This window comes from Myxococcus virescens, from assembly GCF_900101905.1.
Taxonomy (GTDB): Bacteria; Myxococcota; Myxococcia; order Myxococcales; family Myxococcaceae; genus Myxococcus; species Myxococcus virescens.
This window is the reverse complement of sequence record NZ_FNAJ01000011.1, coordinates 32,009-47,333: the sequence shown is the minus strand read 5'-3', so window position 1 is coordinate 47,333 and position 15,325 is coordinate 32,009. Positions and strand designations below refer to the sequence as shown.

General features: G+C 68.3%; 8 protein-coding genes. 4 read left to right on the top strand and 4 right to left on the bottom strand.

What is annotated here, in order from left to right; genetic code table 11:
* Positions 1-74: 74 nt before the first annotated feature.
* A complete protein-coding gene (locus tag BLU09_RS26795) occupies positions 75-794 on the top strand; it encodes a helix-turn-helix transcriptional regulator (protein ID WP_090492429.1) in 720 nt (239 codons plus the stop codon).
* Positions 795-867: 73 nt separating this feature from the next.
* On the opposite strand, the gene BLU09_RS38375 is transcribed toward BLU09_RS26795, so the two are convergent.
* On the bottom strand, positions 868-1,482 hold the full coding sequence (locus BLU09_RS38375) for a DUF1036 domain-containing protein (RefSeq protein ID WP_167371166.1): 615 nt from the start codon (positions 1,480-1,482) through the stop codon (positions 868-870).
* Positions 1,483-2,122: 640 nt separating this feature from the next.
* Here BLU09_RS38375 and BLU09_RS26790 point away from each other — a divergent pair.
* Positions 2,123-5,509 carry a DUF4082 domain-containing protein gene (locus BLU09_RS26790; protein WP_090492427.1) on the top strand — a complete coding sequence of 1,129 codons (3,387 nt, stop codon included), beginning with the start codon at positions 2,123-2,125 and terminating at the stop codon, positions 5,507-5,509.
* 134 nt (positions 5,510-5,643) lie between these two features.
* On the opposite strand, the gene BLU09_RS26785 is transcribed toward BLU09_RS26790, so the two are convergent.
* Entirely contained in the window at positions 5,644-7,428 is a 1,785-nt protein-coding gene (locus tag BLU09_RS26785; protein WP_090492425.1) for a thiamine pyrophosphate-requiring protein, read from the bottom strand.
* A 232-nt stretch (positions 7,429-7,660) separates the two neighbouring features.
* Here BLU09_RS26785 and BLU09_RS26780 point away from each other — a divergent pair, with 232 nt between their 5' ends.
* Positions 7,661-10,864 carry an FAD-binding and (Fe-S)-binding domain-containing protein gene (locus BLU09_RS26780; protein ID WP_090492423.1) on the top strand — a complete coding sequence of 1,068 codons (3,204 nt, stop codon included), beginning with the start codon at positions 7,661-7,663 and terminating at the stop codon, positions 10,862-10,864.
* A gap of 34 nt (positions 10,865-10,898) precedes the next feature.
* Here BLU09_RS26780 and BLU09_RS26775 read toward each other — a convergent pair whose 3' ends face one another.
* Positions 10,899-12,017: an enolase C-terminal domain-like protein gene (locus BLU09_RS26775; protein WP_090492421.1), complete on the bottom strand. Its 1,119-nt coding sequence runs from the start codon at positions 12,015-12,017 to the stop codon at positions 10,899-10,901.
* A gap of 267 nt (positions 12,018-12,284) precedes the next feature.
* Here BLU09_RS26775 and BLU09_RS26765 point away from each other — a divergent pair, with 267 nt between their 5' ends.
* Positions 12,285-14,765, top strand: a complete 2,481-nt coding sequence (locus tag BLU09_RS26765) for an ABC transporter permease (protein WP_090492417.1) — start codon at positions 12,285-12,287, stop codon at positions 14,763-14,765.
* Positions 14,766-14,786: 21 nt separating this feature from the next.
* Here BLU09_RS26765 and BLU09_RS26760 read toward each other — a convergent pair whose 3' ends face one another.
* Positions 14,787-15,314: a hypothetical protein gene (locus BLU09_RS26760; protein WP_244172055.1), complete on the bottom strand. Its 528-nt coding sequence runs from the start codon at positions 15,312-15,314 to the stop codon at positions 14,787-14,789.
* Positions 15,315-15,325: the final 11 nt, after the last annotated feature.

Here is a 15,325-nt window from a genome sequence, read left to right as displayed (position 1 = left end):
CTCTCTCGTGTCCTGGCCGCGCCCGTTCGCGACCCAGTGACCATGGCCTCAGAACGTGACAGAATGAGTCACGTTTGAAGCGCGAGCCCGTCACCGACCGCCTGGACCGTGTCCTGGGTCTCCTCGCCTCCCGGCCGTCCTGGACGGCCCCGGAGCTGGCGGAGGAGCTCGGCGTCTGCGTGCGCACCGTTCGACGGGATTTGTCCCGGCTTTCCGCCCGCGGGGTCCCCATCGAGTCAGACGCAGGCCGAGGCGGCGGCATTCGGGTACCGCCCCGGACGGGGCTCGGGCGCGTGCAGCTCAGCGCCCAGGAGCTGCTCGACCTCCTGCTCGCCCTGGCGCTCGCTGAGCGACTCGAGTCCCCGCTCCTGCTCTCGACACTCAAAAGCCTGCGTCAAAAGCTCGCCGCCTCGTTCCCACCGGAGGAGCGCGCACGCGTCGGCAAGCTGCGCCGTCGCATCCTCGTCGGCCCCACTTCACGGAACGTCACCGCGACCTGGAAGCCTCCCCGAGCGGCGGTGCTACGTCCCCTCCAGGAGTCCTTCTTCGAGCAGCGCGCCCTGGAGTTGACGTACCGCTCGAACGACGTGCGCACGGTGCGCACGGTGGAGCCACACTACCTGCTGCTGAGCTGGCCCGCGTGGTACCTGCTCGTCTGGGACCACCTGCGCGGAGCAGTGCGCATGCTCCGCGTCGACCGCATCGAATCCGCGAGCGTCCAGGCAGCGACGTTCCAGGTGCGGGACTCAGAGTCGATGCTCGCCACCCTCGGCGACATCTTCGCTGCGCTCTGACGGTTCCGTGTCGCTGAAGCCTTCGAGGTGAGCGGGCTGCCCCAGAAGGAGTTCTCCCAGCAGTATTAGCCGCTCATCTGACTAAATTCACTATCAGCGTGTCGGAATAGAAAGTCTTCCCCCTCATCCCAACTCTTCGATCACCGAACAAGCAGTGTTCTTTGCAGTTATCAAAAGGACTGGTTCTCAGCACACAAGCAGAAAGATCCTCTCCAGCCCAGACAGCACCATCCTCGGCCTCAGCGAAGTAGTAGACCCATCGGGACTGCGTCTTGAGAACGTACACTTCCTGGTTGAGACCGATGGCCCACCAACCACGTGTAGCATGTTCCCCCAAATGCCCCCCACAGTTGACCGAGTCGGGGAATGCTATACATATCCATATTATCGAGCCGTAGCTATTACGAAATCGCAGATGTCGATCGATCGCCTTCGTCGAACCATCAAGATTCGCAATCGGCGAATGGGCCATCGAACCGGGCACAGTGGAGTGGATACGCTGAATGAGCCCCGGTGATTCGTTCACGCTGTTGAACTCGGTAAGCTCAACCAGTTGGCGGTTGCCATGTACGATTCCGGCCGAGGGCTGAGCGCCGAACTCTCCGACTGGGTCGATCTCCAGAATACCATTGCTCTCGAATGCGCCTGCATTGGAGGCCCGCGTAGCGAGGATGCCGCCACCGCCCATGCTCAGCAGCGCTCCTGCTCGAAGAAAACCCCGCCTGTTCATCGAAATCCTGCCTGATTGACTCACAAATGTTCCTTTCTCAGTTCAATGGGGATTTGCAGGAGAATCTCGCCGCCGACATCTTCCATACAGTCAACCCACACCATACTGGACGCCATATACAGGACAAACTCTCGAGGCCGCCTTTGTGCACAACCAAACAGGCAACCCAGTCAGACCATTTACCCGTCCAGAAATGCCCCACAACGAAACGAACACTCAATTGCGCCTACAGCGATTCGCGAAGACAGCCATCCCGGACTCGGTTCACTGCTCTGCTCTCGCCGAGCACCGCGATACCGAATGACGAGCAGAGCGCGCAGCTCAGCCATCACACGCGCGAGCATCCGGTCGATGCGTTTCTTCGGCGATTCGGAACCTGTCAACGCGAGTAAGGCATCGAGTCGAGCCCAATTTCGAGGTCCCTATCACGGCCGAGGACAACGGACGCCGGAGCGGTCCGACCGCCTGGGAGCCAAAAATCGCGTCATGCGGCAATGACTCGCGAACCTACGTCTCGCGTCATTGTCCACGCCAGGGACAGACAGCAAGATGCCGCCGCTGCTCTGTCTCGTCGTGCCATCCCCAAGGAAAAGTCCGAATGACACCCTCGAAGCCACGGCCCAACTGGGTCGCGAGGCAGCCACGCGCCCACGCGCTGGCGCTGCTCGCGGCCGTCTTGCTCGCGCTGCCCACCGCCGCGCGCGCCCAGCCGACATACACGCTGTTCGCCCCCTCCTCCACCCCCGCTGTCCCCTCTGTCACCAATGACTTCGCCCCGGTGGAGTTGGGCGTGAAGTTCCAGTCCGACATCGAGGGAGACATCCTCGGCATCCGCTTCTACAAGGGCCCCGCCAACACCGGCACCCACGTGGGAAGTCTCTGGAGCGCCGCTGGCGCGCGCCTCGCCTTCGCCACCTTCACTTCCGAGACGGCCACCGGCTGGCAGGAGGTGATGTTCGCCACGCCCGTGCGCATCAGCGCCAACACCACGTACATCGCCTCGTACCACGCGCCCGGCGGAGCCTACGGCTTCACCAGCGCGGGACTGGCCTCGGCCGTGGACGCCCCTCCACTCCACGCACTCGCGGGCGCCACCAGCGGCGGCAACGGCGTCTTCACCTACGGCGCCGCGGGCTCCTTCCCCACCACCAGCTTCGGCGACTCCAACTACTGGGTGGACGTCGTCTTCCGCCCAGCTGAGCCCGTCACCCTGTGGCCTGCCACCGCCACGCCCGCCGTCGCCTCCGTCACCAATGACTCCGATCCCGTGGAGTTGGGCGTGAAGTTCAAGACGAACGTGAGCGGCAACGTGCTGGGCGTGCGCTTCTACAAGGGCGCCGCCAACACCGGCACCCACGTGGGAAGCCTCTGGAGCGCCAACGGGCAGCGCCTGGCCTTCGCCACCTTCACGTCCGAAACGGCTACCGGCTGGCAGGAGGTGACGTTCTCCACCCCTGTCGCCATCGCCGCCAACACCACCTACGTCGCCTCGTACCACGCCCCCGCCGGCGCCTACGCCTTCGACAACGGTGGCCTCGCCAGCGGTCAGGACACCCCGCCCCTCTTCGCGCTGCCCGGCAGCACCAGCGGCGGCAACGGCGTCTTCACCTACGGCGCCGCGGGCTCCTTCCCCATCAACAGCTTCGGCAACTCCAATTACTGGGTGGACGTCGTCTTCCAGGCCACCGGCGCACCGCCCCCGACGCAGCCCCCGGACAACACCTTCCGCATCTTCGCCCCCACCACCACGCCCGGCACCGCCACCACCCCTGACACCGCCGCCATCGAAGTGGGCGTGAAGTTCCGCTCGGACGTAGACGGACAGGTGACGGGCGTGCGCTTCTACAAGGGCAGCGGCAACAACGGCACCCACGTAGGCAATCTGTGGAGCGCCACGGGCCAGCCGCTCGCCTCCGCCACCTTCACCAACGAGACGGCTATCGGCTGGCAGGAGGTGACGTTCTCCTCTCCCGTCGCCATCACCGCCGGCACCACCTACGTGGCGTCGTACTTCGCGCCGCTCGGCGGCTACTCGTTCGACAGCAACGGCCTGGCCACCGGAGTGGACGCCCCTCCGCTGCACGCCCTGCCCGGCGCCACCACCTCGGGCGGCAACGGCGTCTTCGCCTACGCCTCATCGTCCACGTTCCCCAACGGCAGCCACCAGAACTCCAACTACTGGGTGGACGTCGTCTTCGAGCCCTACGGACCGCCGCCCCGTCCGGGCGTCCACGGCGCGGGCCCCGTGCTGGTGGCCACCGCTCCCGGCAACCCCTTCACCGATTACCTGCGCGAAATCCTGGAGGCCGAGGGCATCGCCGCCTTCGCCACCACGGATGCCGGCAACCTGGGCGTCTCCGTCTCCCTCGATGACTACAAGGTGCTGGTGCTCGGCGAGCAGACGCTGAGCGCGGCCCAGGTGACGCTCATCACCGACTGGGTCACCGCCGGCGGCAGCCTCATCGCCCTGCGGCCCGCGGCGAACCTCCAGTCGTTGCTCGGACTCAATGCCTCTCAGGGCACGCAGGCCAATGGCTACATCCTGGTCAACGACACCCAGGCCCCGGGCACGGGCATCACCGCGGAGTCGATGCAGTACCACGGGCTCGCGGACAAGCGCACCGTCGCCACTGGCACGCGCACCGTCGCCACGCTCTACTCGGATGCCACCACCGCGACGACGTTCACCGCCGTCAGCCAGCGCACCGTGGGCAGCGGCACCGCCACCGCCTTCATGTATGACCTGGCGAAGTCCGTCATCTACACACGACAGGGCAACCCGGCCTGGCAGGGACAGAACCGGGACGGCTCCTCCATTGGCCCCGGAGCGCGCGCCAGCGACATGTTCTACGGCAACGCGTCCTTCGACCCGCAGCCGGATTGGGTGAACCTGGCCAAGGTCCAGATTCCCCAGGCGGACGAGCAGCAGCGCCTGCTCGCCAACGTGCTGCACCAGACGAGCACCACGCCGCTGCCGCGCCTCTGGTACTTCCCCAACGCCAAGAAGGCTGTCGTGGTGATGACGGGCGACGGACACCCGGGTGGCGCCACCACCCAGCGCTGGAACCAGTACCTCGCGGACAGCCCCACCGGATGCAGCGTGGACGACTGGGAGTGCATCCGAGGCACCGTCTACGACTACGTGGGCGGACTGAGCGCCACCCAGGCCAACACCTACGTGGCCCAGGGCTTCGAGTACGCCCTGCACATCAACACCGGCTGCGCGGACTACACGGCCAACACGCTGGACCCGAACTTCTTCACCCCGCAGCTCGCCAGCTTCGCGTCCGCCTTCCCCGCCGTCCCCGCGCCCGTCACCAACCGCACGCACTGCATCGCGTTCAGCGATTGGTCCACCCAGCCCAAGGTGTCGCGCCTGCACGGCATCCGCCTGGACACCAACTACTATTACTGGCCCGACTACTGGGTGCAGGACCGCCCGGGCATGTTCACCGGCTCCGGCCTGGCCATGCGCTTCGCGGACCTGGATGGCACTCCGCTGGACGTCTACCAGCTCGCCACGCAGATGACGGACGAGTCCGGCCAGTCCTACCCGCTGCACATCGACACGCTGCTGGGCAACGCGCTGGGCTCCAAGGGCTACTACGGCGCCTTCAACGCCAACATGCACGTCGACTCGCAGCCGTCGGCCGGCTCCTCCGGCTCGGCCGCCATCATCGCGTCCGCCAAGCGTGACGGCGTGCCGGTCATCACCGCGAAGCAACTGCTGGAGTGGCTCGATGCCCGCGAGGCCACCCAGGTGTCCACCGTGGCCTTCACCGGCACGGTGCTCACCTTCAACCTCACGAGCCCCGCGCGCAACCTGTCCCTCATGGTGCCCACCCGCACCACGACGGGCCGCACGCTGCTGTCCGTCACCCGCGCGGGCTCCGCCGTAACCACGGTGACGCGCACCATCAAGGGCGTGGACTTCGCCTTCATCGACGGCGCGCTGGCCGGCACCTACACCGCCACCTACAACTGAATCACTCGCGCCTCCCAAGGCGCGTCATCCTCGGGGGCCCGACGCGGAGCATTCGCGTCGGGCCCGTTTCATTTCACCACCGATGAAACCTGAGAGGTCCTGCCTGTGACGTGTTGCAACGCCACTTCCGACCGCTACCCCTTGTGCGGGAGGAGCTTGTCCACCATGCCCTTGAGGGATTGCTTGATGACGCCCGCCGTGTCCTCGTCCCCCTCCAGGAGCGCCGCGGCGAAGTGCCGGGCCTGCTCGAAGGTGATGTGCGGCGGCAGCGGCGGTACGTCGGGGTCCGTGTAGGCCTCCAGCAGCACGGGCCTGTTCGCGGAGAGCGCCTCGTCCCAGGCGCGGGCAATCTGCTCGGGGCGGTCCACGCGCACGCCGCGCAGGCCCAGCGACTCCGCGTAGCGCGCGTAGGGGAAGTCCGGCAGCGTCTGCGTGGCCGGCGTCTTCGGGTCACCGGCCATGACACGCTGCTCCCACGTCACCTGGTTGAGGTCGCGGTTGTTGAGCACCAGGACGATGAAGCGCGGGTCCTTCCACTCCTTCCAGTACTTCGCCACGGTGACGAGCTCCGCGTTGCCGTTCATCTGCATCGCGCCGTCACCCACCATGGCGAGCACCGGCCGGTGTGGGAATGCGAACTTCGCCCCAATCGCGTACGGCATGCTGCAGCCCATGGTGGCGAGGTTGCCCGACAGCGACGCCAGCATCCCCTTGCGCATCTTCAAGTCGCGAGCGAACCAGTTCGTCCCCGAGCCCGAGTCCGCGGTCAGGATGACGCCGTCGGGCAGCTTGGGGCTCAGCTCCCAGAAGACGCGCTGGGGGTTGATGGGGTCGGCCGAATTCATCGCCTGCGACTCCAGCATCTTCCACCACTGGCGGATGCCCTTCTCGAGCTGCTCGCGCCAGCTCCGGTCCTGCTTGCGCTGAAGCATGGGAATCAGCGCGCGCAGCGTCTCCTTGCTGTCCCCCGCGAGCGCCACCTCCATGGGGTAGCGGATGGCGAGCATGCGACCGTCGATGTCGATCTGCACGCCGCGCGCCTGCCCCTCGGGTGGGAGGAACTCCGAGTACGGGAAGCTCGTGCCCACCATCAGCAGCGTGTCGCAGTCCATCATCATGTCCCACGAGGGCTTCGTCCCCAGCAGGCCGATGGCGCCCGTCACGAACGGCAGCGCGTCCGGCAGCACCGCCTTGCCCAGCAGCGCCTTGGCCACCCCAGCGCCCAACAGGTCGGCCACCTCCACCACCTCGTTGGCGGCGTTCATCGCACCTGCGCCGATGAGGATGGACACCTTCTTGCCGGCGTTGAGCACGGCGGCGGCGCGGCGCAGGTCCTTCTCCTGGGGAATGACGCACGGCGGGCTGAAGTCCACGCTGGAGTGGACGGTGCCGTGTTTCCGCGGAGGTTTCTGGTACTCCAGCTCCTGCACGTCGTTCGGGATGATGACGCACGTCACGGAGCGTTCGTGCAGCGCGATTCGCACTGCCCGGTCGATGGCGTGGCGGACGGCGGAGGTCTTCGTCACCATGGTGACGTACTCGCTGGCCACGTCCTTGAAGAGCGTGGTGAGGTCCACCTCCTGCTGGTAATGCCCCCCCAGGGCCGAGCGTGCCTGCTGGCCGACAATGGCCACCACGGGCTGGTGGTCCAGCTTGGCGTCGTAGAGCCCATTGAGCAGGTGGATGGCACCAGGGCCGGAGGTGGCCAGGCAGACGCCCACCTCCCCCGTGAACTTCGCGTGCGCGCACGCCATGAAGGCGGCCATCTCCTCGTGGCGCGCCTGGATGAACCGGAGCTCGGTGGTACGCCCCAGCGCGCCGATGATGCCGTTGATGCCATCGCCCGGATAGCCATAGAGCCGGCGGACGCCCCACTGGGTCAGGCGGTAGAGCAGATAATCGGCGACGGTAGCGCTCATTGAAACTCCTAGGGCTGGGAGCGAAGGGGTGCCTTCCGAAGCTGGGCATCCCCTGGAGATGCGGGGAACCGGCACCGGGCAGTCCCGCCCGGGGGCCCTCGTCCCAGCCGTACCCGACGAGGCGGGAAGACGTGCGCCGCGCCGCCACGGCATGTCCGTGCCGCGCGCGCGGTGCGCAGGTTCTCTGCGTGCCCCCGCCTCGGGCACGCACCTGAACGGGAGAGGAACCACCATGCGCTCGACGGACGCCATCCAACGCACCCTCTCGCGGCTCTCGCGCAAGCGGCCCGCCGCCCATCCGCTCCCAGGTCCGCAGGGCGGTGATGTCGCCGTGGACGTCCAAGGGTTGGAGGCAGCGCTGCGCCGCTCCGTGGAGGGCGAGGTCCGCTTCGACAATGGGAGCCGTGCGCTCTACGCCACGGACGCCTCCAACTACCGGCAGGTCCCCCTAGGGGTCGTCGTCCCCCGCAGCCTCGACGACGTCCTCGCCACCGTGCGCGCCTGCCGCGAATACGACGCCCCCTTGCTGTCGCGCGGCGGAGGCACGAGCCTCGCCGGCCAGTGCTGCAACGTGGCCGTCGTCATCGACTGGACGAAGTACCTGGGCCGGGTGCTGGAGGTGGATCCCGGCGCGAAGACGGCCCGCGTTCAGCCCGGCACCATCCTGGACCACCTGCGCGACACGGCCGAGCAGTACCACCTCACCTTCGGCCCGGATCCCGCCACGCACAACCACTGCACCCTCGGCGGCATGCTGGGCAACAACTCGTGCGGCTCTCATGCCCAGATGGCCGGCCCCGTCTCGCACAACGTGCGGGCGCTGGACGTGCTCACCCACGACGGCCTGCGCATGAAGGTGGGTCCCACCAGCGACGCGGAGCTGGAAGCCCTCATCCGGGCCGGCGGCCGGCGCGGAGACATCTACCGCAAGCTGCGCGAGCTGAGAGACAGGTACGCGGGGGAGATTCGCCGCCGCTACCCGCCGATTCCGAGGCGCATCTCTGGCTACAACCTCGACGCGCTGCTGCCCGAACACGGCTTCGACGTGGCGCGCGCCCTGGTGGGCACCGAGGGCACGTGCGTCACCATCCTGGAGGCGACGTTGAAGCTCGTGCACAGCCCGCCGCACCGGGTGGTGGTGATGCTCGGCTATCCGGACATCTACATCGCTGGAGACCACGCCCATGAGCTCGCCGAGCGCTTCCACCCGCTCGCGCTGGAGGGGCTGGATGACGAACTCATCCACAACGTCGTCCTGAAGGGCCGAACCAGCCAGATGGAGTCACTCCATCCCATGAGCTCGCACGCCGAGTTCCTCGACATCCTCCCACAGGGCCAGGGCTACCTCATGCTGGAGCTCGGCGGCGACACGCGGGAGGAGGCACTCGAGCGGGCGCGCGAGATGATGGAGGCGCTGCGCAAGGGCCGCGGCGCTCCCGTGGACATGCGGCTGTATTCGGACAGGGAACACATCGAGCACGCGTGGAAGGTTCGCGAGGCGGGCCTGGGCGCCACCGCGCGTGTGCCCGGCAAGCCAGACACCTGTCCCGGATGGGAGGACTCAGCGGTGCCTCCCGCGAAGCTGGGGGCCTACCTGCGCGCCCTGCGCAAGCTGTACGACAAGTATGGATATGACGCTTCGCTCTATGGCCACTTCGGCCAGGCGTGCGTCCATACGCGCATCGACTTCGACCTCACCTCATCCAGAGGCATCCAGCAGTATCGCGCCTTCATCGAGGAAGCGGTGGACCTCTGCGTGTCCATGGGGGGCTCGATGTCCGGCGAGCACGGCGATGGCCAGTCACGCGCCGAGTTCCTCCCGCGCATGTTTGGCCCGGAGCTGGTGCAGGCCTTCCGCGAGTTCAAGAGCATCTGGGATCCGCAGGGGAAGATGAACCCGGGCAAGGTGGTGGACCCGAACCCCATCGACCAGGAGTTGCGCCTGGGCCGGGACTTCCGGGCGCGCACCTGGAAGCCGCGGACGCACTTCAAGTACCCGGACGACGACGGCCTGCTGTACCGAGCCACCGAGCGCTGCGTGGGCGTGGGCAAGTGCCGGCGGGACGACGGCGGCACCATGTGCCCCAGCTACATGGTGACGAAGGAGGAGAAGCACACCACGCGCGGCCGCGCTCACCTGCTCTTCGAGATGCTCCAGGGCGAGGTCGTCAAGAACGGCTGGCGCGACGACAAGGTGAAGGAGTCATTGGAGCTGTGCCTGGCGTGCAAGGGCTGCAAGGGCGACTGCCCGGTGCAGGTGGATCTGGCGACGTACAAGGCGGAGTTCCTGTCGCACTACTACCAGGGGCACCTGCGCCCGCGGCCCGCCTACGCCATGGGCCTCATCATGCTCTGGGCCCGCGCAGCCATGCGGGCCCCTCGACTGGTGAATGTCCTCACCGGTTTCCCACCGACCCGAATGCTGCTCCAGAGGCTGGCCGGCATGTCGACGCAGCGGAAGCTGCCGCGCTTCGCGCCCGAGTCCTTCCAGCGATGGGTGGCGCGCCGGCCGGTGTCGAACCAGCAGGGCCACCAGCGGGTGATGCTGTGGCCGGACACCTTCAACAACCACTTCTTTCCGGAGACGGCGGCCGCGGCGCTGGACGTGCTGGAGGACGCGGGCTTCGAGGTGGCGGTTCCCCAGGGGTTCCTGTGCTGCGGCCGGCCGCTCTACGACTTCGGCATGCTGACGACGGCGAAGTGGATGCTGCGGCGCACGCTGGAGAGCCTCCGCCGGGAGATTGAAGCGGGCGTGCCGCTGGTGGGTCTGGAGCCGAGCTGCGTGTCCGTCTTTCGAGATGAGCTGCGCAACCTCTTCCCGGATTGGGAGCTCGCCACACAGCTCCGCCGTCAGACGTTCCTCTTCAGCGAGTTCCTCGCCCGGTACGCGAAGGACGTGCCCCTGCCCCACATGGCGAAGAAGGCGGTGGTGCACGGCCACTGCCATCACAAGTCGCTCTTCCAGATGACAGACGAGAAGGCCGTGCTCGACAAGCTGGGGCTGGATTACGAAATCCCGGAGACGGGCTGCTGCGGCATGGCGGGCTCGTTCGGCTTTGAGGCCGGAGAGAAATTCACGGTCTCCCAGCAGGTGGGCGAGCGCGTGCTGCTGCCCAAGGTTCGCGCCACGCCTCGGGACGCGCTCGTCATCGCCGACGGCTTCAGTTGCCGGGAGCAGATTGCGCAGAACACGAACCGCCGGGCCCTGCACATCGCGCAGGTGGTGCAGATGGCCAAGGCGTACGGGAGCACGGGCCCCTCGGGCGATTTCCCCGAGCGTGGCTGGGTGACGAAGGGGCTGGGGCGGCCGCCGCTTCGGCGCCCGCGCGCCGCGGCGGTGCTGGGGGGCCTGCTGCTCCTGGGCCTGCGGCGACTGCGTACCTCGCGCGCCCGTCCGGCACCACGGCGCCGTCTGAGCCGTGTCTACAGCGGGTAGAGGGCGTCGAGCAGCACGCCAGGCATGACGTGCCTCAGGACGGGGCGCCCACCTCGTAGCGGGCCGCATCCGCCCGCTTCAACTCCAGCCCCAGGCCCGGACGCGACAGGTCCGGCGCGAGCGTCCCATGCCTGACCGAAGCCACGCCGTCGAAGAGCATCCGCTCCAAACGTGCGTGGTCGTGAAAATACTCGATGTGCACCAGTCGCCGCGCCGCGCACGCCACATGGGCATGGAGCGCGGGGGCGCAGTGGGCAGAGAGAGGCACGTCGAACGCGTCGCACAGCGCGTCTGCCTGAAGGAACCCGCTGATGCCCAGGCAGCGCGTGGCGTCCGCCTGGAGAACATCCACCGCGTCCGCCTCCAGCATGCGCCGGAAGTAGAGACCGCTGTCCCCATACTCGCCCGCCGCCACGGCCATGCCGGCGGGGACGCGAGCGCGCAGGCGGTGGAGCCCCTCCAGGTCATCACTGGAGACGGGCTCTTCGAACCAGGAGACGCCGTGCGCCAAGAAGCGCTCCGCGAGCGAGAGGGCCTGCGGCACCGTGTATGCACCGTTGGCATCCACGAAGAGCGCCGCGCGTGGCCCAATGGCGCGCCGCGCGGCCTCCACCCGGCCTGGGTCCTCCTCGGGGTGGCTGCCCACCTTCATCTTCACCCGTGGAATCCCCTGCTCCACCCAGCCGGCGAGCTGCGCCTGGAGCCGCTCGATGGAGTACGAGGTAAAGCCCCCGCTGCCGTAGACAGGTGCCGCATCCCTCGCGGCGCCCAGCAGCCGCACCAGCGGCAGGTCCAGCAAGCGCGCCTTCGTGTCCCACAACGCCACGTCCACCGCGGAGAGCGCCATGGACACCAGTCCCGGCCTCCCCCTGTTGCGGACCTCCCTCAGCAATGAGCGCATCCGCGCCGGCACGTCCATCACGTCGTGTCCCTCGAGCGCCCGGGTGAGCGAGCGGCGGATGAGGCTCGCCGCCGACGCGTCCGCGTACGTGTAGCCGAGCCCGCGCGTGCCTCCCGCCGTCAGCTCCACCACCACGAGCGTCGTGCTGTCCCACTCGATGGTGCCGTCCGCCTCTTGCGCGTCCGTTGGGACCTCGTAAGCAAGAACCTCGCAGCGCTCGATGGGCACCGCCTCGCTGAGCCTCTGGACCATGGCCACTCCCTGCGCATCAGCCCCTCACCCCCATCACCTCGAGAGAGTCCTTGCCCGCTCCGGCTGCCCTGGGGATGTCTGGGTGAGCGCTCCCACGCCAACCGGAGGGGGCGCGCGTGGGCAGCTTTCCAACATGAAGCCTAGTGACTGGCATGGCCTCTGGGTGCCGGACCTGCGTAAGTTGCTGGTCCTCCGCCTGTCCAGCAGCCAGTGCAATGGCCCTCATCGTGCGCCGTAGGGCGAACACACGCCCCCCGAGGTCCCCCCGTGTCCGCCCTTATCGAGGATGTCCGCTTCTCTCTCCGGCTCTTGCTGAAGAACCGTGGGTTCACGCTGGTCTGTCTCCTGACGCTGGCCCTGGCCATCGGGGCGAACACGGCCATCTTCAGCGTGGTGAACGGGGTGCTGCTGCGGCCGCTGCCGTACCCGGAGCCAGACCGGCTGATGCAGGTGGTGCGAGTCACCAAGGACCACGGGCGGTCGGCGTCGCAGTCCATCGCGGGATACGTGTGGATGTCCGCGGAGGGGTCGCCCTTCTCGCGCGTCACGGCCTATGAGGTGCTGCCTTCGGGCTTCAGCGCCGTGGGCGACGGCATGCCGGAGCGATTGCCGGGCATGCGCGTGACGGCGGGCTTCTTCGAGACCTTCGGCGTGAGGCCGAGGCTGGGACGCGGCTTCCTGCCGGAGGAGGACGTGGTGGGCGGGCCTCGCGTGGTCGTCCTCAGCGAGAGGCTGTGGCGGCGGCGCTTCGGTGGCGCGCCGGACGTGGTGGGCCGCTCCGTCGTCCTCAATGACGAGTCCTATACGGTGGTGGGCGTGGCGCCCGCGTCGTTCGCGTACCCCACGGGCGTGCACCTGTGGACGCCGCTCCAGCTCGACCTCACGGACCGGACCAACTCCCACTTCCTCTTCGTCACCGGCAGGCTGCGCCCGGGCGTCTCGACCGACGGCGCGGCGGCGGCGCTGGAGACATTGGGGGGACGCGTGCGCGCGGAGAACCCGGCCCTGCTTGATGAGGGCCAGGAGTTCGCCCCGGTGGACCTGCGGGCGTTCCTCGCGGGCGACACGCGGTTGGCGCTCTGGGTGCTGATGGGCGCGGTGAGCCTGGTGCTGCTCATCGCATGTGTCAACCTGGCCAACCTCCAGCTCGCGCGGGCGGCGGCGCGCAACCGCGAACTGGTGGTGCGTGCGGCGTTGGGCGCGGCGCCGGGGCGGCTCGCGCGGCAGATGCTCACGGAGAGCCTCTTGCTCTCCGTGGCCGGCGGAGGGCTCGGGGTGCTGTTGGCGATGGCGGTGTTGCCCGGGTTGTTATCGCTGGCGCCGGACACCTCGGCGCTGCTGCCCGGGGACGGAGGGCTCGCGGGCGCGCAGGTGGGCATTGATGGCACGGTGTTGGGCTTCACGCTGGCCGCGTCGCTCCTCACGGGCCTGTTGTTCGGGCTGTTGCCCGCGTGGCAAGCGTCGCGCACGGACCTCCAGATGGCGCTCCGCGAGGGCAGCCAGCGGGCGACCCTGGGCCCGGGGGGCGGGCGCACGCGCGCGTTCCTGGTGGTAGGTCAGGTGGCGTTGGCGGTGATGTTGCTGGTGGGCGCGGCGCTGCTCATCCGCGGGTTCTCCGCGCTGCAGAGCGTGCAGCCGGGCTTCGACCCGCACGGCGTCCACGTGCTGCGGCTGTCGCTCCCGGAGGGACGCTACGGCACGTTGCAGGCCCTGGAGCGCTTCGAGGCGCAGGTGGTGGAGCGCGTGAGGGCGTTGCCTGGCGTGGAGGCGGTCGGGTTCGCCACGTCGCTGCCCATGGACAGGGGCCCCAGCATGTCGTTCGCCATCGAGGGCAAGTACACGGGGGATGACAACGGCCCCGGCGCGGGCTGGGGGCAGTACCGCCCGGTGACGCCGGACTACTTCGGTGTAATGCGCATCGGCCTCGTCCGCGGGCGGCTGCTGGCGGAGAACGACGTGGCGGGCTCGGAGCCGGTGGTGGTCATCAACGAGACGGCGGCGCGCAGGTTCTGGCCGGGCGAGGACCCCCTCGGCCAGCGCATCCGGGTGGCGCATTCGGTGCCGTCCCTTCGGGACGTGGTGCCCCGCGTCGTGGTGGGCGTGGTGCGGGACGTGCGCGAGGACGGCCTGAATGACGCCCCTCCCCCGCTGCTGTACCTGCCGCCGGGACAGATGTCGCAGGGCGTCGCGTCGATGGTCGTGCGGATGATTCCGCAGAACCTGCTGGTGCGCGCCAGGGGCGGCCACGCGGACGTCGTAACGGCCGTCCAGCGCGAGGTGTGGGCGGTGGACGCGCAGCAACCGGTGATGGAGACGCTGAAGCTGGAGGACCACGTCGCGCGCTCGCTCGGCTCCGAGCGCTTCAACATGATGTTGCTGGGGATGATGGCGGCGCTGGCGCTCGCGCTGGCCGCAGTGGGCATCTACGGCGTGTTGTCCTATCTGGTGAGCCAGCGGACACGGGAGATGGGCGTGCGACTGGCGCTCGGCGCTACGCAGGGCGATGTGGTGAGGCTGGTGCTCCGACAGGGCCTGGGCTCGGTGGCGGGCGGGGTGGTGCTGGGGTGCGCGGGCGCGCTGGCGCTGACGCGGGTGGTGTCCGGCTTCGTCCACGGCGTCAGCGCCCTGGACCCGCTGTCCTTCGTCGCCGCGCCGCTGGTGCTGCTGGGCGTGGGACTGGTGGCCACCTGGGTGCCCGCGCTGCGTGCCTCGCGCGTGGACCCCATCATCGCGCTCAAGTACGACTGAGGCAGGCGGGCCCGTGGGCCGCTAGAACCAGGGATAGGTCCGGTTGGAGGGAAGCAGGAATCCCCAGCCCGCATCGATGACCACCGGCCCTTCGCCGGGCCTTCCATAGACATCCACCGGCACCTTGGAGACCCCTTCGTCGTAGGGATACGCCAGGCATTTGTTCCCGTGCCGCAGGCGCACGTCCCTCAACACCAACTGATGGGCGCTCAGGCTGTACAGCGTGGCCACGAAGTGGACGACTTCGTCGCTTCCACTCCCGAATACCTTGCGCTCCACCGACATCAGCATCGGGGTCCGCTCGTCCGATTCCACGCTTCGCACGAGCCTGCGCGTTTTGCGGGGCGCGAGCCACCAACACAGCAGCCCACCCATGATGCCGGGCACCCCCAAGAAGACGAGCAACACGCGATACGCCAACTCACGACGCCCAGCGTCAATCAGTTGCTCCATGGACGTCCAGCCAGCCACGACCGCCACCAGCCCGAGGACACCGAAGACGGTCCCCATCCGGAGGGTGCCCGACAAGTCCCGTTGCAAGACTGCCACCAGGGCACCAC

What these genes read in the sequence shown, in the direction of transcription:
- BLU09_RS26785 (WP_090492425.1), bottom strand. Translation starts at nt 7,428, where the DNA reads ATGAGCGCTACCGTCGCCGATTATCTGCTCTACCGCCTGACCCAGTGG.
- BLU09_RS26775 (WP_090492421.1), bottom strand. Translation starts at nt 12,017, where the DNA reads ATGGTCCAGAGGCTCAGCGAGGCGGTGCCCATCGAGCGCTGCGAGGTT.
- BLU09_RS26790 (WP_090492427.1), top strand. Translation starts at nt 2,123, where the DNA reads ATGACACCCTCGAAGCCACGGCCCAACTGGGTCGCGAGGCAGCCACGC.
- BLU09_RS26780 (WP_090492423.1), top strand. Translation starts at nt 7,661, where the DNA reads ATGCGCTCGACGGACGCCATCCAACGCACCCTCTCGCGGCTCTCGCGC.
- BLU09_RS38375 (WP_167371166.1), bottom strand. Translation starts at nt 1,482, where the DNA reads ATGGGCGGTGGCGGCATCCTCGCTACGCGGGCCTCCAATGCAGGCGCA.